The sequence below is a fragment of the Nocardiopsis sp. FIRDI 009 genome, assembly GCF_003386285.1.
Taxonomy (GTDB): domain Bacteria; phylum Actinomycetota; class Actinomycetes; order Streptosporangiales; family Streptosporangiaceae; genus Nocardiopsis.
The window spans coordinates 1-20,606 of sequence record NZ_QPNC01000018.1; the positions used below are offsets into that span (position 1 = coordinate 1).

The 20,606-nt window shown below is 73.5% G+C and carries 17 protein-coding genes; 4 read left to right on the plus strand and 13 right to left on the minus strand.

The genetic code is table 11. The features are described from left to right. Positions 1 to 25: 25 nt before the first annotated feature. On the minus strand, positions 26 to 1,435 hold the full coding sequence (locus DVR05_RS15300; protein ID WP_198659203.1) for a DUF6177 family protein: 1,410 nt from the start codon (positions 1,433 to 1,435) through the stop codon (positions 26 to 28). A 198-nt stretch (positions 1,436 to 1,633) separates the two neighbouring features. Between DVR05_RS15300 and DVR05_RS15305 the strand changes: the two genes are divergently transcribed. After that, on the plus strand, positions 1,634 to 2,005 hold the full coding sequence (locus tag DVR05_RS15305; protein ID WP_116246569.1) for a VOC family protein: 372 nt from the start codon (positions 1,634 to 1,636) through the stop codon (positions 2,003 to 2,005). A gap of 34 nt (positions 2,006 to 2,039) precedes the next feature. On the opposite strand, the gene DVR05_RS15310 is transcribed toward DVR05_RS15305, so the two are convergent. The 10 genes from DVR05_RS15310 to DVR05_RS15355 all read right to left on the minus strand — a co-directional run bounded on the left by DVR05_RS15310 (position 2,040) and on the right by DVR05_RS15355 (position 15,997). Next, positions 2,040 to 3,074, minus strand: a complete 1,035-nt coding sequence (locus DVR05_RS15310; protein WP_157982451.1) for a TIGR04222 domain-containing membrane protein — start codon at positions 3,072 to 3,074, stop codon at positions 2,040 to 2,042. A gap of 135 nt (positions 3,075 to 3,209) precedes the next feature. Further along, positions 3,210 to 4,637: a glutamine synthetase family protein gene (locus DVR05_RS15315; RefSeq protein WP_304598595.1), complete on the minus strand. Its 1,428-nt coding sequence runs from the start codon at positions 4,635 to 4,637 to the stop codon at positions 3,210 to 3,212. Then, on the minus strand, positions 4,634 to 6,487 hold the full coding sequence (locus DVR05_RS15320; protein WP_116246571.1) for an IucA/IucC family siderophore biosynthesis protein: 1,854 nt from the start codon (positions 6,485 to 6,487) through the stop codon (positions 4,634 to 4,636). Before DVR05_RS15320 ends, DVR05_RS15315 begins: the two co-directional genes overlap by 4 nt. A gap of 27 nt (positions 6,488 to 6,514) precedes the next feature. Beyond that, positions 6,515 to 8,338 carry an IucA/IucC family siderophore biosynthesis protein gene (locus tag DVR05_RS15325; RefSeq protein ID WP_116246572.1) on the minus strand — a complete coding sequence of 608 codons (1,824 nt, stop codon included), beginning with the start codon at positions 8,336 to 8,338 and terminating at the stop codon, positions 6,515 to 6,517. Next, entirely contained in the window at positions 8,328 to 9,671 is a 1,344-nt protein-coding gene (locus DVR05_RS15330; protein WP_116246573.1) for an MFS transporter, read from the minus strand. The genes DVR05_RS15325 and DVR05_RS15330 overlap by 11 nt, the downstream gene beginning before the upstream one ends. Further along, on the minus strand, positions 9,668 to 11,017 hold the full coding sequence (locus tag DVR05_RS15335; RefSeq protein ID WP_116246574.1) for a lysine N(6)-hydroxylase/L-ornithine N(5)-oxygenase family protein: 1,350 nt from the start codon (positions 11,015 to 11,017) through the stop codon (positions 9,668 to 9,670). Before DVR05_RS15335 ends, DVR05_RS15330 begins: the two co-directional genes overlap by 4 nt. After that, positions 11,014 to 12,597 carry a pyridoxal-dependent decarboxylase gene (locus DVR05_RS15340; RefSeq protein WP_116246575.1) on the minus strand — a complete coding sequence of 528 codons (1,584 nt, stop codon included), beginning with the start codon at positions 12,595 to 12,597 and terminating at the stop codon, positions 11,014 to 11,016. Before DVR05_RS15340 ends, DVR05_RS15335 begins: the two co-directional genes overlap by 4 nt. 187 nt (positions 12,598 to 12,784) lie before the next feature. Beyond that, the gene (locus tag DVR05_RS15345) at positions 12,785 to 13,357 is read right to left on the minus strand and encodes a GNAT family N-acetyltransferase (RefSeq protein WP_116246722.1); all 573 of its coding nucleotides are present in this window, start codon (positions 13,355 to 13,357) and stop codon (positions 12,785 to 12,787) included. A gap of 99 nt (positions 13,358 to 13,456) precedes the next feature. Beyond that, positions 13,457 to 14,773 carry an alanine racemase gene (locus tag DVR05_RS15350; RefSeq protein WP_116246576.1) on the minus strand — a complete coding sequence of 439 codons (1,317 nt, stop codon included), beginning with the start codon at positions 14,771 to 14,773 and terminating at the stop codon, positions 13,457 to 13,459. Between the two features lie 192 nt (positions 14,774 to 14,965). Further along, complete coding sequence (locus DVR05_RS15355; protein WP_116246577.1) at positions 14,966 to 15,997, minus strand: ABC transporter substrate-binding protein; 1,032 nt, start codon at positions 15,995 to 15,997, stop codon at positions 14,966 to 14,968. A gap of 175 nt (positions 15,998 to 16,172) precedes the next feature. Between DVR05_RS15355 and DVR05_RS15360 the strand changes: the two genes are divergently transcribed. From DVR05_RS15360 to DVR05_RS15370, 3 genes are read left to right on the plus strand one after another with little or no spacing between them, the layout of a single operon-like run. Then, a complete protein-coding gene (locus DVR05_RS15360) occupies positions 16,173 to 17,273 on the plus strand; it encodes an iron ABC transporter permease (RefSeq protein ID WP_116246578.1) in 1,101 nt (366 codons plus the stop codon). After that, the gene (locus tag DVR05_RS15365; RefSeq protein WP_116246579.1) at positions 17,270 to 18,376 is read left to right on the plus strand and encodes an iron chelate uptake ABC transporter family permease subunit; all 1,107 of its coding nucleotides are present in this window, start codon (positions 17,270 to 17,272) and stop codon (positions 18,374 to 18,376) included. Before DVR05_RS15360 ends, DVR05_RS15365 begins: the two co-directional genes overlap by 4 nt. Further along, entirely contained in the window at positions 18,373 to 19,236 is an 864-nt protein-coding gene (locus tag DVR05_RS15370) for an ABC transporter ATP-binding protein (protein ID WP_116246580.1), read from the plus strand. Before DVR05_RS15365 ends, DVR05_RS15370 begins: the two co-directional genes overlap by 4 nt. A gap of 45 nt (positions 19,237 to 19,281) precedes the next feature. Here DVR05_RS15370 and DVR05_RS27420 read toward each other — a convergent pair whose 3' ends face one another. Both DVR05_RS27420 and DVR05_RS27425 read right to left on the minus strand, forming a co-directional pair. Continuing rightward, the gene (locus tag DVR05_RS27420; RefSeq protein WP_232832159.1) at positions 19,282 to 19,845 is read right to left on the minus strand and encodes a zinc-binding dehydrogenase; all 564 of its coding nucleotides are present in this window, start codon (positions 19,843 to 19,845) and stop codon (positions 19,282 to 19,284) included. 233 nt (positions 19,846 to 20,078) lie between these two features. After that, positions 20,079 to 20,231 (minus strand): hypothetical protein, encoded by a 153-nt coding sequence (locus DVR05_RS27425; RefSeq protein ID WP_232832160.1) that lies wholly within the window; start codon positions 20,229 to 20,231, stop codon positions 20,079 to 20,081. Positions 20,232 to 20,606 lie beyond the last annotated feature (375 nt).

Genomic DNA, 20,606 nt, shown 5'->3' on the forward strand with positions numbered 1-20,606 from the left:
CTACCGCAGACAGGCAGCCCAAGAATCATGACAAAACGGATCTACAACTGGAGTACCGGGGTGTTGAGGTAGAGGTCGACCGCCTGCTGGCAGAACTCCTCGGAGTAGGTCTTGCGGGCCATGCCCTGATTCTCGCTTCCTCCCGACACCTGTCGGGTTCAGCGTGTCCAAGATCCAGGGTTAAGCCCCGGTCGCTGCGTCCGCGCACACGCCGCACCTGGAGCCCCTCCAGGAGCCCCTCGGCGGCCAGGGTCCCGACCAGCTCCGGCAGGGCGTCGAACGGCACGTCGCCCTCCTCGGTGAAGCCGATCGCCAGCGACACCTGCTCGCCGACCCGATCGCCCCGCCTCTCCACGCGCAGCGACCCCGCGAACGGGTGGCCGACGCCGTGCGGCCCGCTGACGTGCACGAGGGTGCGGCGGCGCGACCGCTCGCGCACGAACCCCGCAATCCTCTTCCGGTCCCAGGCGGTGAGGGCCGGTTCGTGCGGGCCCCATCCGGCGGGCACCGCACCGGCCAGACGCCCGGTGAGGATCTCGACCGCCCGGCCCACGCGGGCCTTCGAGGCGTCGCGGTGCAGCACCGACAGCTCGATGATGAGCTGTGTCTCCATCGGGTCGGTGGAAAGGAACCCCGGGACGGCCTCGGGTCCATCGGACTCCTCGGCCGCTCCCGTCCCGGGCCGGAGCACCGGCGCGTGCTCCCCGCGTTCCCGGGCGTTGCGCAGCTCCTCCTCCAGGCCGTTCAGGTCGGCCCGCTCCGGAACGAAGCCGTACGCCTCGTCCCAGCGCAGCGCGAGGCCGGTCAGACCGTCGAAGTGGGTGCCGTCCCCGTCGCGCACCACCCAGCGGCCGAGCGGCCCGGCCAGGAAGGTGCGCAGGGCGTAGGTGAGCCGGGAGGTCGCCGGGGTGAGGACCTGGATCGCGCGCCGTGCGCCGTGGACCCCCACCGCGTCGTTGAGCCACGACGAGAACCCCACCACCGCGCGGTCCTGGGCGACGACCACCGCGTGCCGTGCGGCGCGTTCGACGGTCGGGTGCGCGGTCTCCTCCCACACGTCGGCGTCACCGGTCGAACCGTCCGGGAGCGACGTCCACACGAGCCCGCCGAGGCGTAGCGCGAGCGCGTCGGCGATCCGGTGCGCGGCATCGCGGCCCGGAGCGTCGGGACGCGCGCGCAGCTCCAGCCACCAACACGGATCGGGCAGGCCCGTGGTCGCCTCGTTCCCGAGCAGCCGTCCGACCTCGCCACGCGCCTCCACCCGCTGCCCCGGTTCGATCGTCACCAGGAGGTGTCCGGCCGCGTCACGCACCTGGAGGACGCCGGTCTCCTGGTAGCGGCCGAGGAGCAGGGCGGGGTCGAGGTCGGCCAGGACCCGGGTGAGCGCGGGGGCGTCGGGCTCCTGGGCCACCAACGCCACGACGTCGTAGCTCAACGGTTCTCCGTCTGGTCGGGAACAGGGGGGGTAGGGGGTGACGCGGGACGCTGGGTCGGCCACCTCCGGTGGGTGAGCATAGCCAGGCCGTGGTTTCCCACAGAGCGCGACCACGCCCTGACGGCACGGCGGTCCCGGTGCCGGTGCCGCCATCGGCCCCGGGCGGACCCACGCCCCTTGTCACACCGCTCGGGGGCAATGGCCGCCATGACCCATCGCCACCACGGCATCGACTACGTCGAACTCACCGTCGCCGACCTCGACCAGGCCAAACGCTTCTACACCGAGGCCTTCGGCTGGAGCTTCAACGACTACGGACCCCGGTACGCGGGTATCCGGGGTCCCGCGGGCGGGGACGCCCCCGAGGTCGGCGGCCTCGCCCTGGGGGAACGGCCCGATCCGGGCGGGCCGTTCGTACTGCTCTACTCCACCGACCTGTACGCGTCGGCGGAAGCCGTCCGGAGAGCGGGCGGCGACGTGGTGAACGGCCCCTACCCCTTCCCCGGCGGGCGGCGGTTCCACTTCACCGACCCCGACGGCAACGAGTCGGGCGTCTGGTCGAAGGACTGACCCCTCCGGCGCCGCCCGACCCCTCGTCCACGCGTCACTCGCAGCCGTGGTTCCAGTCCCGTCCGGTGGGGTCTCCCTGGCAGCGGCGCGCGAACGCGGACAGCTCCTCGAAACGGTGGATCCTCTCTCCGTCGTCGGCGCGCGCCGACGACGGAGAGAGGACCGGGCCCTGCCCCGACACACGTCGCAGGCCGCGGAAACCGAGGACGGCCGTGTGGCGCAGCGCCTGGTCCAGGGTCAACCGCCCGCCGCCGAGGGGCGGCGCGCCGTACGACTCCCGGGCCCTGGCCAGCAGCGAGGCCCCCGCCGCGGTCACGGGTGTGGCGGTCGCCCCTCCCGCCCCGCCGACGCGCGCCAGGGCCGTCACCGACAGCAGAGCGGCGGTCCCGCCCGTGGAGAGGATGAAGACGATCCACCAGTCCGCCGTCCCCGGCCCGGCGCCGGTGACGGCGGTGAACAGGAGGATCGCCGTGAGCACCACGGAACTCAGCAGCGTGACCACGGCCGAGCCGCTCGCGTCCCTCCGGCGGTCGAGGACCCCGGGCACGTCGCCGGATCGGGTGGAGAGTCCGCGCTCGACGAGCCCGCGCCGCAACCGGCCCACCTCGTCGCTGGGAATGTCGTCCACCAGGAACGGCGCCGGTGTCCCCCCGCGCGACCGGAGGAGCGAGAGCATGTGGTGCTGGAGCGGGTCCGGCTCCCCCGGGTGCGGGTTCCCCGCCCCGTCCTCGACCGGGGTGACCCAGGCGCCGTCCGGGTGCGCGGTGACCGGACGGTCGCCGAGGACCTCCGCCTCGCTCCGCACACGGACCCGCCCGGTGAGGAACAGGTCCATGAGGGCGACCTCCCCCACCCGCACGTGTTCCCCGCCGGGATCCCCCGCCAGGTAGGCGAGTTCGTAGGGGGTGAGTTCGTCCGGGTGGACCGGGGGCGGGGACGCCCGGTCCGGGCCGGGGTTCTGGGCCCGGCGCGCGACGCCGCCGGTGAGCCTGCTCGTCAGGGGCCGTGCGCCCAGAGCCGTGCCCGCGCACACGCCCGCGGTCAGGGCGATGATGATGCCGGCGTCCACTCCGATCCTCCCGTCGTCACCGTCTCCAGACTCCCCCGACCCCCGACGCCGTCACCACGCCGGTGTGAACGCCCGGTGACCGCTCCGGGGACCGCGCGGCGCCCCGCCTCCTCGCGCGGCGGGGGCGCCGCGGTCTCAACCGCGCTCGAAGTGGCGGCGGCGCTCGAAGTCGGTGACCGACGCCGAGAACGCGGCCAGCTCGGAGCGGGCGGCGGCGGCCTGGTGCCGCACCACGTCCGGGCCGAAGCACGCGCGGGCGATCTCGCTGTTCTCCCACGCCCACACCGCCTCCTCCAGGGAGGTCGGCAGCCGGGGTCCGTCCTGGGCGAACGCGTTGCCCACCGTCGGCTCCGGCAGCGGCAGCGCCTGCTCGATCCCGTACAGCCCCGCCGCGACGATCGCCGCGACCGCCAGGTAGGGGTTGGCGTCCCCGCCGGGCACCCGGAACTCGATCCGCGCCGACTCCCCGGAGCCCACCACGCGCACCGGGCACGTCCGGTTGTCCAGCCCCCACCCGATGCTGCTCGGCGCGAACGCGTCCGGCGCCAGCCGCTTGAACGAGTTCATGTTCGGCGCGTACATCAACGAGAAGTCGCGCATGCACGCCAGCTGCCCGGCCACGAAGTGCTCCATGTACTTCGACATGCCGTACCGGCCGGTCCCGTCGTCGGCGAAGACCGGCGCGCCGTCCTCGTCGCGCAGTGACAGGTGCACGTGGCAGGAGTTGCCCTCACCGCCGTCGTACTTGGCCATGAACGTCAACGCCACACCGGCCTGCGCGGCCAGCTGGCGGGCGCCCGCCTTGTACACCACGTGGTTGTCGCAGGTGCGCAGCGCCTCATCGTAGCGGAACACGATCTCGTACTGTCCCGGGTGGCACTCGCCGCGCGCCGACTCCACGGTCATGCCCGTGCGCTCCATCGCCGTGCGGATCCGGCGCATCAGCGGATCGACCTCGGTGACCTCGGGGACGGCGTAGTCGGAGTTGAACCGCGTCGCCGGGGTCAGGCCCCGGTAGTCGGCCTCGAACGCGCTCTGGTAGTCGTCCCGGAACACCAGGAACTCCAGCTCGGTCCCGGCCAGCGCCCGCCACCCGCGCTCGGCGAGCCGGTCCAGCTGGGTCCGGAGCACCCGGCGGGGCGCGACGGCCACGGGCGCGCCGTCGGCGCCGTGCGCGTCCCCCAGGACCAGCGCCGTCCCCGGGTCCCACGGCAGGTACCGCAGGGTGGACAGGTCGGGCATGATGTCGAGGTCGCCCAGCCCGCCCCGCCACGGGTCCGTCGCGTAGCCGGGGCGCGCCTCCATCTCCACGTCGGTGGCCAGCAGGTACAGGCACGCGCCGAACCCGTCCCGGACGATCCGGTCGGTGAAGTCGCGCGGGTTGACCCGGCTGCCCTGCACCCGGCCCTGGAGGTCGGGCAGGGCGACCAGCACGTCGGTGATCGCGCCCGAGGCCACGTCGGCGCGCAACCGTTCCAACGGGACCGGGAAGGGCGGCGGGGGCGGGGCGGGCGGCAGGGTCTCGGTCAGCGGCGGCAGGTCGGCGCCGAATCCGGTGGTCACTGGGTCTCCTTCGACGACGGGCCGCGGTACAGCGGGTTGGGGATCGGCGGCGCGTCCAGGTGGAACTCGGCGTCACGCTCGGCCCGCTCGTGGTACCCGCCGCCCAGCAGGCGCTCCCGGTTCAGGCACACCCGCTCGAACTCGGGCTGGAGCAGGTCGAAGGCGGCGTACCGCTCGGCCAGCTCGGGGAACTCCTCCTGGTAGCGCAGGATCTCGGCGCGCACCAGCTCCCAGAACCGGTCCTCGGGCACGCCCAGCTGCTCCTCGACCAGCGGCGCCAGGTACCGGAAGTGCCCGATGAACAGCGACTTGGCGATCGAGGACGTCAGTTCCCGGGCGTCGAAGCGCATGAGCACGCCCAGCGCCTCCTCGGGCAGGTCCGCGTACTCCGGCAGGTCGGTGTCCAGCAGCTTCATGTCGTCCACGAAGTCCTTGACCGCCAGCCGCACCGGGCGGTCGCGGTCGTCGTAGACCACGATCGCGTTCTCCCCATGCGGGTTGAACGCCAGACCGTAGCGGTAGAGCAGGTGCAGCACGGGCGGCAGGATCGCGCCGAACAGCCTGGTCAGCCACGCCTCGGCCGACAGCTCCGAGCGCTCGACCAGCTCGGCGGTCAGCGACCGGCCCCGGCCGTCCACGTGCAGCAGGGCGGCCAGGGTGCGGGCGGTCTCCTCCTGGCGCAGGTGCTCGGTGACCGGCTCGCGCCACAGCGCCCCCAGGAGCTGGCGGTGCCGGTAGGGCGCGTCGGGGATGTCCTCCAGCACGGGGTGGCGGACGGCGACGGCGGCCACCTCACCGGGCAGGATGACCTCGCACCGCTCGGACAGGAAGGCGTCCTTGTCGCGGAGCTGGTGCACCCACGTGGTGCTGGCGGGCGCGGCCCGGCACAGTTCGGTGGGGATGCCCCGGTAGACCATCGTGTTGAGGATGGCCAGCGACAGCTTCACGTTGAGCCGGTCGGGGCGGGTGAGGTTGGTGAAGGTGCGGATCGACTGCTGGGGCAGGTAGCGGTCGGGGGCGGTGCCCAGGGGGACGATCAGCCCGGCGGCCACCTCGGCGGCGAACAGCGGCACGACGACCTCGTCCCACTGCCAGGGGTGGACGGGCAGCCACACGTACTCGTCGGCGCGCTCGCCCGCCTGGTCCTCCAGGCGCGCGGTGAACCGCTCCAGGACCTCGGGGTCCAGCTCCTGGGCGCGCAGTTCGGGCTGGGACAGGCCGGGTACGCCGTGGTGCTCGGCCAGCGAGCGGTGGACGGCGATCCACGGCAGGAGCTGGGCGCGGCGCTCCTCGGGCGGGTACAGCGCCCGGTCGCCGGAGGAGAAACCCACCCGGCCCTTGTTGGCGAAGATCCACGGGTGCCCGCTCTGATGCCCCTCCAGGTGGGCGTGGTCCAGGTCGGCCAGGCGGGCGGCGGTCGCCTCGCCCTCGGCCAGTCGGGTGTCGGCCGAGAGCGTGGACATCAGCTCGCCGACCGTGAACGCCTCCACCGCCGGGTCGACCACCCCGGCCGCCCCCAGGTCGCGCAGCAGCCCGAAGGGCGTACCGGGGCAGGCGGCGCCGTCGGGGGCGTGCCGCTCGACGCTGCCGGGTTCGACCCGCCAGGCGTCCATGCTGGTCCGGCGGCCGGTGAAGGTGTAGGCGGCGCCGGCGCCGGTCTCGGCCCGCCAGCGCCCCTCGGCCTCGGGCCCCAGCGGCTCGGGCCGCAGGGCGTACTCGAAGCACAGCTCCGCGACCATCTTGGCGATCAGGTGCTCACAGGCGCGGTCCCAGCGCTCCGGGGACAGCTCGGTGGGCACGGGCAGCGGATCGGGCGGGGTGACGGGGGGCCTGGTGGCGTGGGTGTCCATGGTGTTCTCGCTTCCGGGGAGAGTGGGTCAGGGCTGGGCGAGCGGGTTGTCGACCATGCCGTGCATGACGTCGAACTCGGCGTCGCGCTCGGCGCGGTCGTGGAACCCCCCTCCCATGAGCTGCTCGCGGTTGAGCGCGACCCGGCCCACCTTGGGGGCCAGCAGGTCGAACCACGCGAAACGCTCGGCCAGCTCGGGGAAGCGCTCGTGGTAGGCCGTGATCTGCTCGCGCGCCAGCGCCCACAGCCGCTCCTCGGAGACCCCGAGCTGGCGCTGGACGATGTCGGCGAGGTAGCGCAGGTGACCGGCGCAGATCGCCGACAGCACCGAGTGGGCCAGCTCGCCGGGCTGCCAGCGGTGCAGCATCGCCCGCACGTGGTCGGGGATCTCGGCGTACTCGGGCAGGTCGAAGGGGAGCAGTTCGACGTCGGAGCCGAAGTCCTTCATGGCGACGCGCACCGGTGTGTCGGTCTCGTCGAAGATGAGCACGATGTTCTCCCCGTGCGGGGTGAACGACGCGCCGTACCGGTACAGGTAGTGCAGCACGGGCGGCAGCAGCGCGCCGACGAAGCGCCGCAGCCACTCCTGGGCGGTCAGCCCCGAACGCTCCACCAGTTCGGTGACCATCGCGCGCCCGTCGGTGCCCTCCAGCAGCAGGCACGCCATGGTGCGGGCGCGCTCGCCCTCGGCCAGGCTGTTGTGCACCGGCTCGCGCCAGATCGCGCCGAGCAGTTCGTGGAACCGGTAGGGCGCCTGGGGGAGGCGGTCGAAGACCGGGTGCGGGACGGTCGCGGAGGCCACCTCGCCCAGCATGACCACGCGGCACTCCTCGCGCAGGAAGTCGTCGCGCGCCACCAGTGACCGGAGCCAGGTGCTGGTGTGCGGCGCGCACGCGGTCTGTGTGCCCGACAGCCCCCGCCACACCAGGGTGTTGCGGATCATCAGCGGCACCTTGACGTTGCGCCGGTGCGGCCGGTCCAGGTTCATCAGGGTGCGGATGGACTGGAAGGGGCGGTAGCGGTCGCGGCTGCGGCCGAGCTCGACCACCCGCCCCTGGGCGATCTCGGCGGCGAACAGCGGCGCCACGATCTCGTCCCACTGGAAGGGGTGCACCGGCAGCCACAGGTAGGCGTCCGGGTCGCCGCCGCGCGCCCGCACGGCCTCGGCGAACTCGGCGCGCTGGTCGGCGTCGAGCTCCTCCTCGACCAGGCGGTGCCGGTCGGTGTCGGGCATGGACTGGAAGCGGCCCAGGTCCGGGTGGACGGCGATCCACACCAGGTGGAAGGCACCGCGCGCCTCGGGCGTGTACCGGGCCGCGTCGGCGGCCGAGAAGCCCAGCCTGCCCTTGTTGAGGAACATGCACGGGTGACCGGTCTGGTACCCCTCCAGGTCCTCGTAGGCCAGGTCGGCCAGGGCGGCGGCGCCCGGGGTGGCGGCCAGCAGCCGGGCGTCGGCGGTGTGGGTGGCCAGCAGGTCGCGCACGACGTCGGCCAGGGAGTCGCCGGGCAGCCCCACGGTCTCCTGGGCGTCGGTGACGAACACGGTCGGGTCCCAGGCCGCCGTGGTGCCCTCCGGGGTGGTCCGGGTCAGGGAGTCGGGGTTGACGTGCCAGGAGCCGAAGCCGCCCCGGCGGGCGGTGAACCGGTACTCGACGCCGCCGTCGACCGTCAGCGACCACGCGGGGTCGCCCTCGCCGTCCCCCTCGACCGGGACGGGCACGACCATCTCCTCGTAGGCCGTCTCGGCGACGACCCGGGCGAGCAGGCGGCGGCCCGCCTCGCGCCAGAGCCGCGCGTCGGGGTGGTCGTCGGCCTCGGTCGCGCCGGGCAGCGGGGTGGTGTCAGTGGACATGCTGGTCCTCTTCCTCACGGTTGCGCGCTCGCGGATCACGCGCGGGTGCGGGGTCGGTCTCGTGGGTGGTCGGGGGTGTGCGGGCGGCCCGGGGACCGCCGGCCGGGTCGGCGGCCGCCGCGTCCTCGGCGGGACCCTCGGGGAGGGCGATGAGCAGGAGGGACAGCACCGCGAACAGTCCCGCCCCGGCGGCCAGCGGCAGGCCGAGTCCGGCGGTGGCCAGCCCCGTGGCCAGCAGTGGGCTGATCAGGGTGGCGCCCACGCGCACGGTCTCCACGGCGGCGAACGCCGGGCCGCGCGCCCGCGTGACCGCGAACACCCGCAGGTCCAGGGCGACGTGGCCCAGCCCGAGCCCGGCGCCGAACACCACCCGGCCCAGGGTCAGCAGGGCCAGGTCCGGAGCGAGGAACTGCACGAGCAGGCCCAGCGCCGCGACCGAACACGCGATCGGCAGCAGGGCGCGGCCCAGCACGGTGTGGACCCGCCCGGCCAGCGGCAGGACCGCGAGCACGGTCAGCTGCGGCAGCAGGAACAGGGCGGCGGCCACGGTGGGGCCGATCCCGGAGTCCTCGGCGTAGAGGGTGAAGAACGGGCGGACCACCAGGCGCGCCGACTCGGCGGCCAGGACGGCGGCGCACACCGCCGCCAGGGGCAGCAGCAGTGCCGGGCGCGACCACCGCCGGGCGGGGCGCGCGCCGGTCGACCGGGTCGGGGGACCCCCGTCGGCCGGGTGCTCCGCGTCGCCGCCGCAGGCGGGTTCGTCCCGGACGGCGGGCTCACCGGCACGGCCGCGCGGCAGGTGGCGGTGGCACAGCACGGCCAGCGCCACGTACAGCAGCGCGCACGCGGCGATCCCCCAGCGCGGGTTGGGCAGCGCCATGATCCCGGCGCCCAGGACCGTGGCGGTCACGGTCCCGACGTTGATGATGTAGGTGTGCGCCATGACGTCGCGCATCCGGTCGTTTCCGCTGCCCACGAAGGCCGGGTAGGCCAGCGCGAAGGACATGGTGACCGCCACCTGCACCGCCGAGAGCACCGTGAAGACCGTGTAGGTCGGCGCGGCGGCGATCATCAGCTCCAGGACGGCCGAGATCCCCAGCCCCCAGGTGACCAGGGTCGCCATCGGGAAACGGCGCGCCACCAGACCCCACAGCGGCATCGCGACCAGGGCGGTGACCCGGCACACCCAGATGTAGGTGCCGGTCGCCGACATGTCCGTGACGCCGAACAGACGCTCGAAGAGCTGGGGGTAGAAGGGGCTCAGGGCCACGTCCGACACCAGGTGCAGGACGATGACGAGCAGGTACAGGCGGCGGAAGGCGGGGACGGTCACTCGCCGTCCCCCGGGGTCTGGGGCGCGCCGAAGGACGTGAAGGCGGTCCGCTCGGGCAGCCGGTAGACGGTGCGGCCGGTCAGGCTGTTGAGGATGGTGGCCGCCCGCCACGCGCCCAGACCCAGGTCGGGGGTGCCCACACCGTGGGTGTGCAGCTCGGCGTTCTGCACGTGGATCGGCGCGGTCAGCGCCGGGTCGGTGCGCAGGCGGTGGTCGGCGTCGATCGCGAACCGGCCGCGGTCGTCGGTCTCGATCAGCTTCAGGACCGGCTCCAGGAAGTCCGGCCGCCGTTGGGCGTACCCTGAGGCGGCCACCACGCCGTCGGTGCGGGTGGTGAACACCCGGTCCTGCTCCCGGTGGCGGAAGGTGAGCGCGATCCGGCCGTCCTCCTCGCGCGCCCGGAGAAGCTCGCAGTGGGCGCGCAGGCTCACGTCGACCGGGGCGCCGCCGACGCCGCGCTCGTACAGCGCGTCGTGGATGTCGGAGATGGTGTCGGCGCTGATGCCCTTGTACAGCTGCCACTGGGCGGGCACCAGACGGTCCCTGGTGGGCTGGGGCAGCGCGTGGAAGTAGCGGGTGTAGTCGGGGGTGAAGTGCTCCAGGCCGAGCTTGGAGTACTCCATCGGCGCGAACGCGGGGGAGCGGGTGAGCCAGTTGATCCGGGTGTCGGCGTGGGCGGGGGAGCGCAGCAGGTCGAGGAAGACCTCGGCGCCCGACTGTCCGGAGCCGATCACGGTCAGGTCGCGCGCGCCGTCCAGCCCGCGCACCCGGTCCAGGTACTCGGCGGCGTGGAACACGCGGTCGCCCGCCAGCTCGCGCAGCGCCTCGGGCAGGACCGGTTCGGTGCCGATACCCAGGACCAGGGCGCGGCCGCGTACGGTGCGGCGGACGCCGGAGGACTCCTCGTACTCGACGGTGAACACGCCGTCGTCGTGGTGGACCGCGCCGACCCGGGCGTCGAAGCGGCACGAGTCCAGGCCGGTGGCCACCCAGCGGCAGTAGTCGTCGTACTCGCGGCGCGGCACGTGGAAGTTCTCGGAGAAGTAGAACGGGAACAGCCGGTCGTGGTGGCGCAGGTAGGACAGGAAGGACCAGCGGCTGGTGGGGTCGATCAGGGTGACCAGGTCGGCCAGGAAGGGCACCTGGAGACGGGCGCCGTCCAGCAGCAGACCGGGGTGCCAGGAGAAGCCGGGGCGGGCCTCCAGGAAGCGGGCGCTCAGGCCGGGGACGCCGTCGGCGAGGGCGGCCAGGGCCAGGTTGAAGGGGCCCAGGCCCACGCCCACGAGGTCGTGGACCTCCCGGTCGGGGCCGGCGGTGTCGGGGGTGGGGTTCGGGGCGGCGGTCATCGGGCCTCCTCCAGGTTCTGGACGGCCGCGGCCTCGGCGTCACCGGCGGCGACGACCAGGGCGAACAGGGCGGCGATGTCGTCGGGGGTGGTGTCGGGGTTGAGGAGGGTGAGCTTGAGCCAGACCCGTCCGTCGATGTGGGTGCGGCCCACCACGGCCTGTCCGCGCTCCAGCAGGCGGCGGCGCAGGCGCGCGTTGACCTGGTCGCTGTGGGGTCCCGCGTCGTAGCGGAAGACGACGGTGGTCAGTGCGGGGGCCGCCGCCAGGGTCAGCTTCGGGGAGGCGACCACCTGGGCGCTGGCGTCCAGGGCCAGGGAGCGGCAGGCGTCCACCATGCGGCCCAAGCCCTCCCTGCCGAGGGCGCGCAGGGTGACGGCGATCTTGAACACGTCCGCGCGCCGGGTGGTGCGCAGCGAGTAGCCGAGCAGGCTGGGGTAGCCCGCCTCCTCGTCGTCGGTCGGGTTGAGGTAGGACACCGACCGCGACAGCGGCGCGAACGAGGCGCGTTCGCGGGTGAGCAGGACGCCCGCCGCCACCGGCTGCCAGCCGAGCTTGTGCAGGTCCAGGCTGACCGAGTCGGCTCGGCCGAGGCCGTCCAGCAGGCCGCGCAGCCGGTCGGAGAAGAGCAGCCCCCCACCGTAGGCGGCGTCCACGTGCAGCCACACGCCGTGCTCGGCGGCGATGTGCGCGACGGCGGCCAGCGGGTCGATGCCGCCCAGGTCGGTCGTGCCCGCGGTGGCCACGACGGCGACGGGGACGTCGCCGTCCTGGCGCACCCGGTGCAGGGCCCTGCGCAGGGCCTCGGGGCGCATCCGGTGCTCGGAGTCCACGGGGACGGTGACGACCGCGTCCTCGCCCAGCCCGAGCAGGGCGGCGGCGCGCTGGACCGAGAAGTGCGCGACCTGTCCGCACAGGATGCGGGGGCGGTCCCCGTTCGCGGCCGCGGCCACGCCCGCGCGGGTGGCGTCGAGGCCGGAGTGGGCGGCCAGCGCGTGGTCGCGGGCCAGCAGCAGCGCGGTCAGGTTGGACTCGGTGCCGCCGGAGGTGACCACGCCCCCGGCCCGCTGTCCGTCGTACCCGGCCAGGTCGGCCAGTTCCGCGATGACCCGGGTCTCCATGGCGGTGGCGGCCGGGGCCTGGTCCCAGGAGTCCAGGGACTGGTTGAGGATCGAGGCGACGGTGTCGGCCGCCACGGCGACCGCCAGCGGGGGGCAGTGCAGGTGGGCCGCGCAGTGCGGGTGGGCGGGGTCGGCGGCCCCCGCGGCGAGGACGCCGGTGAGGCGGTGCAGCACCTCGGCGGAGCGGTCGGGGCCGTCGGGCTGGACGGTGTCCAGCGCGTCGGCGACCATCGTGGCGACCTGCTGGGGGGTCATGGCGGGCAGGGGGCCGCCGCGGCGGGTCGAGGAGTCGACCAGGGACCGGGCGGCGGACTCGACGAGGGAGGCGACGGTGGCCGGTCCGCTGGCGGCGCCGGGGTGACCGAGGGATCCGGCGAGAGCGGATGTGGTGAGGTCGGGGAGGGGGCGGTCGGCGGCGTCGGTGACGGTCGTCGGGGGCCCGGTCCTGGGCGTGGTGTGCATGAGGCGTCAGAACTCCGTTTTCCGTGACGGGTCGGTAACGCGCGGATGGCGGGCATGGGCAGGGGCGGGTGCCGCGAACGGACGCCGGCCGGCGTCGGCGGGAGGTCGCGGTCGGACCGGGGGCGGTTCGGCGGTCCCGCCCGGACGGTGGCGGGCCCGACCGGGCGGGGACGCGCGAGGCGGCCGGTCAGCCGCGGAGCGGCATGATCAGGCAGTGGTGGCGTCTCCAGCCGTCGTGCGGGGCCAGTTCGCCCACGTGGAGCCACCCGTTGCGCACCGCGATGTCCAGGGCGTGGTCGTTGCCCTCGGCGACCAGGGAGGCGGCACGCTCCTCGGTGCGCCCGGACAGGAAGAACGGCATGGCGCGCTCGACGAGCCCGGTGTGCCGGTAGGGGGTGCGCACGAGCCCCTCGCACACGGCCAGGGTGCGGCCTGGGCGTTCGTCGACCATGTCCTGGGCGTCCACGCCCGGGGCGGGGGTGAACCCGTCCCACCAGCCGGTCGTGGTCGGCAGGGTGTACCCGTAGACGAACCCCACCAGGTCGCCGTCCACGTGTGCGACGGTCATCCGGAATCCGGGGCGGGCCGCGCTGAACGCCAGGCGTTCGCCGAAGGGCGGGTCGTTGTGGTCGGGCAGGTGCAGGACGTGGGCGTAGACCTCCTCGTAGGCCGAGACCCAGGGGGTGAGGTCGGCCAGGACGTCGGCGCCGGTGAGGTTGCGCAGGTCCAGCTGGGTGGTGGTGGGGGCCGAAACGGCCATGGCGGTCTCCTGTGTGTGGGGGACGGGGTCGGTGGTACGCGGTCCGGGGGCGGCCGCGTGCCGGATGACCAGCATGTTAATTAGGGCAGGCTAACCTAATCATGTCAAGGGTGAGTGTTGGAGGGTGTCCCGTGCCACAGTCGCGACCGGTGCCCGGCGCGTCGTGACGGTCACGCGCGGCGCCCCCGGATGCGCCAGGAAGGCGGGCATCGCGAACTCGTGCCCGTAGGCGCCCGCGTTCGGGAAGACCAGCACGTCACCGGCGCGCACGGACGCCACGCGCACGTCCCTGGCCAGAACGTCCTCGGGCGTGCACAGTTCACCGGACACGGTCACCGGGACGTCGGCCACCCCCGGACGGGGCAGTGCCGAGGGCCACGCCCGCCCGGGCAGGACCGCGAAGTTGTGCCGGATCTCCCACGACGTCGGCAGCTGGAAGTGGTTGATCCCACCGCGCACCACCGCGAAGTGACCGCCGTAGGACGACTTCACGTCCGTCACACGGGCCACGTACCAGCCGGTCGGCGCGGCGATCCACCGCCCCGGCTCGAACACGACCTCCACACCCGGGTCGCCCAGCTCCGCGAGCGCGGCGCCGAAGGCCGCCAGATCGAAGGAGGCGTCCCCCTCCTCGAAGGGCACCCCCAGCCCCCCGCCCACGTCCACGACCCGCAGGTCCACGTCGTGGGCGCGCGCGGTCGAACGGGCCCACTCCAGACACCAGCGCACGTAGGCGGCGTGCGCGGCGGCGTCGGTGTTGCCGCTGACCGCGTGTACGTGGAAACCCACCAGGTCCAGGCCGGGCAGCAGGGCGGCCGTGCGCAGCGCCGAGGGCACCAGCGGTTCGGGCACGCCGAAGGGGCCGGGGGTGCCGCCCATGACCAGGGCGCCGCTCACCGGCACCCGCTCGGGGTTCACCCGCAGCGTCACCGGCATGACCGTGCCCGCCTCGCGCGCCGCCGCCGAGATCCGGTGCAGCTCCAGCTCGCTCTCGGCGTTGACGACGACGTCGGCTCCCTCCCGGGCGCGCAGCCGCGCCAGCCCCGACAGCAGCTCGGGGGTCTTGCCGGGACCGCTCACCGCGATCCGTCCCGGCCGCGGGCCGTCCCCGCGTCCGTCCAGCGCGGCCAGGCAGGCGCGCGCCTCGTACAGCGAGGCGGCCTCGAAACCGTCCACCGCCTCGGCCAGGTGGGCCAGGACGGGAGGGAAGCCGTTGGACTTGGCGGCGAAGTACACCCGGGCCCAGGCGGGCAGTGAGGCACGCAGCGTCCGGGCCCGGTCGGCGGCCAGGGAGGGGTCGTAGACGTATCCGGATCCGGGATCGGCGGCGAGCGCGTGGGCGGCCTCGCGCACCCGCTCGGGGATCCGGTCGACGGGGAGCGCGGGGGCGTTCTCGAAGGAGCGGGGCGGTTCCACGGCGGGTCCTTCCGGTGTGGTGGGGCGCCCCGGACACAGGGGGTGTCCGGGGTCCGACACGACGGAGGGGCCCGTTCGTCGATGGGCGTACGGGCCCCTCAGCGGTCTCGTCTGGTGGTGCGTGTTCGTTCGGACGCCGCTGGGGCTTCCGAACACGGGCCGAAGCGAAGCGGAGGCCCAGAACAAGCAGGGCTAGCGCTGCGGGTCGACCCCGAAGATCTCGGCCATGTCGTCGAGCACCGCGTGGGCGGCGATCAGGCCGACACCGGAGATCCAGTAGGCGTCGTCGACCTCGGTCTTGGCGCCCTCCAGCTCGCTCCACAGGGGGCTGTTGGTGTACTCGTCCCGCTGCTCGCCGACACCGTCCTGGCCGCCGTCGTCGTAGGCGGCGACGAAGATGCGGTCGGCGTCCAGGTCGAGCAGGCGCTCCTGGCTGTGGTAGGTGACGATGTCCTCGGCCTCGGTGGAGGTGCCCTCACCGGAGGGCAGGCCCATGTCGTCCAGGATCACACCGATGTAGGAGTTGCGCGTGTACAGGCGCACACCCTCCGCGTCACCGGCGAACCGCACGATGGAGACCGTGGGCGCCTCCCCGCCCTCGGCCTCGACGATCGCCTCGCCGATCGCGGCGGCCCGCTCCTCGTACTCGGTGATGAGGGCCTCGGCCTCGTCCTCCACGCCCAGCGACTCGGCGGTCAGGCGCAGGTTGTCCTTCCACGTCGCGCCGGTGGTCTCGGACATGACGGTCGGGGCGACCTCGCTGAGCTGGTCGTAGCCGTCGCCGTGGCGCACCTCGGCGGACAGGATCAGGTCCGGCTCGGTGCCCGCGACCAGCTCGGGGCTGATGTCCCACAGCAGACCGACCGGGACGGCCTCGTCGTGGGTGCCGGTGTTCCAGTCGCTCTCCACCAGGTAGTCCGGCAGGGCGTCCACGTCCTCGGCGAAGGTCGTGAAACCGACGACGTTGCCGCCCAGGGCCAGCGTGGCGTCCACGTAGGTCGAGTCGAGGGGCAGGACCCGCTCGGGGGCGGCCGGGATCTCGGTTTCGCCCATGGCGTGCTCGACGGTCCGGGGGAAGCCCTCGGAGGAGCCGCTCGGGGCCGCGCCGTCGTTACCGGCGTCGTCGGCGGGACCGGCGGCCCCGCAGGCGGTGAGCAGGCTGACGGCCGCGGCGACGGCCACGGCGGGAAGGCCCGTGCGGCGCAGGAGGGAGGAGGATGTCATGAGGAAACTCGCAATCGGGGTCGGTACTCGTCCTCGCGACCGTGCCGAACGGGGGGAGCACTGTCGCCGACGATGTGTTGTCCCAGGCCGGGACGTGGCAAACTTAGATCATCACCGTATGGCTAGGCAAACCTAAGTTAGGTTTACCTGGCCCTCGTCATGAGGGGAGCAGTGGGTGAGTGACACCCCCGGGGCCGCGACCGCCGGCCCCGTCACCGCGCCCGGGAACGGCCTCGCGTCCGCCGCCGACGACCCCCCGCCCACCGGACTGATCGGCGCCCGCCGGGCCCGCAGGGTCGCCGGCCTGGGGCTCCTGGCGGTCCTGCTCGCACTGGTGGCGCTGAGCAGCGTCCTGCTCGGTGCGCGCACGCTCGACCCCGCCACCGTCTGGCAGGCGCTGTCCCACGCGGCCAGCGACGAGGCCAACATCATCGTCAACGAGATCCGCCTGCCGCGCACCGTGCTCGGCCTGCTCGCCGGGCTCAGCCTCGGCCTGGGCGGCGCCCTCATGCAGGGGCACACGCGCAACCCCCTGGGCGACCCGAGCATCCTCGGCGTCACCTTCGGCGCCGCCTTCGTGGTGGTCCTGGGGATCCACTTCCTCGGCATCGACGACCTGCGCACCCAGGCATGGCTGGCGTTCGCCGGCGCCGGAGCGGCGGCCGTGGTCGTCTACCTCATCGGCTCGGTGCCCGGCCGCGGACCCACCCCCATCACCCTGGCCCTGGCCGGTACCGCGGTCAGCTGGCTGATGTACTCCCTGGTCTCGGGGATCGTCCTGCTCGACCAGGACACCATGGACAACTTCCGCTTCTGGCGGGTGGGCTCCCTCACCGGACGCGACCCCTCGATCATCTCCGAGATGCTCCCCTTCGTGATCGTCGGCGTCGTCCTGGCGCTGGCCAACACCCGTGCGCTCAACGCCCTGGCGCTGGGCGACGACACCGCCCGCGCCCTGGGCTACCGCGTCGGCTGGGCCAGGGCCACCGGTCTGCTCGCCATCACCCTGCTCACCGGCGTGACCGTGGCCGCCTGCGGCCCGATCGCCTTCGTCGGACTCATCGTCCCGCACCTGGCCCGCAGCGTGGTCGGCTCGGACCACCGCTGGCTGCTGCCCTACTCCGCGCTGCTCGGCGCCATCCTGCTCATGGCCGCCGACGTCCTCGGCCGCTTCCTGGCCCCGCCCGGGGAACTCCAGGTCGGGGTGGTGCTCGCCATCCTGGGCGCCCCCTTCTTCATCCACGTCGTCCGACGCAGGAAACTTCTCTCCCTATGAGTTCCACGATCTCCCCCGCCGACCCCCGCACTCGGACACCCGCGCGCCCGCGCCCCGTGCGCGCCCTGCGGGTGGGCCCGGTCGCCCTCCGGGTCCGCCCCCGGCTGCTCACCGCCTCCCTCCTGACCTGCACGGCCATCCTCGTCCTGGTCACCCTCAACCTCGTCATGGGAGAGACCGAGATCACCGTCGGGCAGGTGTGGGCCAACATCGTCGGCACCAGCAGCGACCAGTACTTCACCGTCTGGCGGGTGCGCATGCCCCGCGTCGTGGTCGGCCTGCTGGCCGGCGCCGCCCTGGCCGCAGCCGGGGCCATCACCCAGACCATCATGCGCAACCCCCTGGCCAGCCCCGACCTGCTCGGCGTCACCCACGGCGCCAGCGCCGGGGTGGTCGCGGTCATGGCCTTCGGCGGCAGCTACGGCATCGTCAGCGGCCCCCTCGCCGACATCGGCGTCCCGGCCGTCGCCCTGGCGGGCGGGCTCCTGGCCGGGGTCCTGTGCTACGGCCTGGCCTGGCGCGCGGGCATCGACGGCTACCGGCTGCTCCTGGTCGGCGTGGGCGTGTCCGCCGTCCTGATGAACGTCACCCTGTGGATGCTCACCCTGGGCGAGGTCACCGACAGCGGCCGCGCCATGGTGTGGATCGCGGGCAGCCTCACCATGCGCACCTGGCCGAACGCCGTCCCCGTCGCCCTGGCGCTGCTGGTCTGCCTGCCCGCCGCGCTGATCATGAGCCGCACGATGGACGCCCTGTCCTACGGCGACGACATCGCCCGGGGACTGGGGGTGGGCGTGGAGCGGGGCCGCACCGGGCTGCTCGTCCTGGCCGTGCTGCTCGCCGCCTTCGGCACCTCGGCCGCCGGACCGATCCTGTTCGTGTCCCTGGCCTCACCGCAGATCGCCCTGCGCCTGGCCCGCGCCCCCCGGCCGCCGGTCCTGCTGTCCGCCCTGGTCGGCGCCGGACTCGTCTGCGGCGCCGACCTCATCGCCCGGAACCTGTTCGAGACCATCCAGCTCCCCGTGGGCGTGGTCACCGGCAGCCTGGGCGCCCTCTACCTCATCTACCTCCTCGTCCGCGGTAACCGAAAGGCCCAAGCTTGACCACGACCTCCGGCAACCCCACGCACGTCGACGCACCGGCCTCCCCCCAGCCCGACTCCGCCGCCCGCGCCCGCCTCACCGCCCGGGGTCTGACCCTGGCCTACGACGACCGCACCATCGTCGACGGCCTGGACGCCGACATCGTCGAGGGCACCATCACCTGCGTCATCGGCCCCAACGGGTGCGGCAAGTCCACGATGCTGCGCGCACTGGGGCGGCTCATGCGCCCCCGCGCGGGCGTGGTCGAACTGGACGGGCGCGACATCCACCGCACCCCCACCCGGGAGGTCGCCCAGGTGCTGGGCATCCTGCCCCAGCAGCCGACCGCGCCCGACGGGCTGACCGTCGCCGACCTGGTCGCCCGGGGCCGCCACCCCGCCCAACGCTGGTACCGGCAGTGGTCGGGGGACGACCACCGCGCCGTGGCCGACGCGCTGGCCCAGACCGGCCTGCTGGAACTGGCCGACACCCCCCTGGACGAACTGTCGGGCGGGCAGCGGCAGCGGGCGTGGATCTCGATGGTGCTGGCCCAGGGCACCGACCTGCTGCTGCTGGACGAGCCCACCACGTTCCTGGACCTCGTGCACCAGGTCGACGTGCTGGACCTGGTCCGCGACCTGCACCAGCAGGGCGGACGGACGATCGTCATGGTGCTGCACGACCTCAACCTCGCCGCCCGCTACGCCGACACGATCATCGCCATGCGCGACGGCTCGGTCGTGGCCAGCGGTCCGCCGGCCGATGTGCTGACGCCGCGGCTGCTGGCCGAGGCCTTCGGGCTGGAGGCCGTGGTCGTGGAGGACCCGGTGACCGGAGGGCCGATGGTCGTGCCCGTGGGCAGGAGCGGGAGCGCGTCCTAGATCGTCCGGGAGGGGGTCACAGGCCCCCTACCGGGCCTGGGGAGTTCACCAGCGCTGCCCGTTGCCCTCGACGCCCGTGTTCTCGAGGAGGCTCGGGTGGGCCTCGCCGAGGGTGAAGGTGGCGAACGGGCGGGGGTTGAGCAGGCCACCGGCCACCAGGCGTGTCACCGAGTCGAACTCCCTCAGGCTCGCGACGTGCGACCCCTGGAACCGCTTCTGGCGCATCCACAGGAAGCGCAGGTCCACATCCGCGTCGTAACCTCTGGTGCCTCCACAGGCGACGACCATGCCCGCGTTGTCGCACAGGGAGACGGACGTGGGGATGGTGTCCTCCCCAGAGTGCTCGAAGACGATCCTCGGCGTGCGCTTCCCGCCGAGCCGTCGCCAGAACTCCTCCCCGAACTTGCGGGCGCCCTTCATCCAACGGGCGAACCCCTCCTCGTCGTCGATGTCGGGGAGCCTTCCCCAGTGCTCGAAGTCCCTGCGGTGGATGACACCCTCCGCCCCGGGCGAGAGGCAGTAGTCGCGCTTGGCGTCATCGGAGACGACCGCGACGGGAATCCCCCCGAAGAGCCTGGTCAGCCGAATCGCCTTACGCTCCTGGCCCATCTGGAGCTGGAGACCGGTGTGTCCGACTCCACCGTCCGGGATCTGGGGGAGACCCTCGGGCTGTGTCGCTCCATAGGCGGAGAGCGCCTTGAGGCGTAGGCGTTGCGGGTGCTGAGGAGGGTGCTGCTGAGGGACCAGGCCCGGGAGGCCATCCGTGCGCTGAACATGGTGCTGGACCTCACGTACGCGTCCGGTGACCGTCACGCCCCGTGGCTCCGGGACGCGGTGCCCCGTCAGTCCTCCCTGTCCTCGACGGATGCTGAGCGGGCGGGGGTCGGCCGGGCCAGTCCGCGCAGGGACCGGGCATCGAGGACCGCCGCCTTCGCGAAGGGGTTGGGGAGGGTTTCGCCGACGGAAGGGGTGTCGGCGCGGGGAGTCTCTTCCATGTGAGTCAACGTGGATACCCAAGTCTTCTTTGCCAAGGGTTCTTGGCCAAGAAATCTTGGGCATTCTGGCGGGACGAGGTGACCCGAGGAGGCGCTGGAGAACACGACCCCGAGGGTCTGGCACGAGACGCTCCGGTAGGACATGATCACGTTCGGTGTCGACCGTGTGCGTCCGGGCCGACCGGGAACCCTTCCACCCCAGGGGGTGCGACGGAGTTGTAGGCGCGTTCATCCCGGTTTCACCAACGTGTGTGAAACCTCGGCCAAGGTCGAGACCGGCCGGTGGCTCATCCACCGGTTGACCAGCTTCGTCCTTCGCGCCCGCCACCGGTTCCCCGCCCGGAGGGGCGTGAAGGGGTAGTCACGATCCCGAGG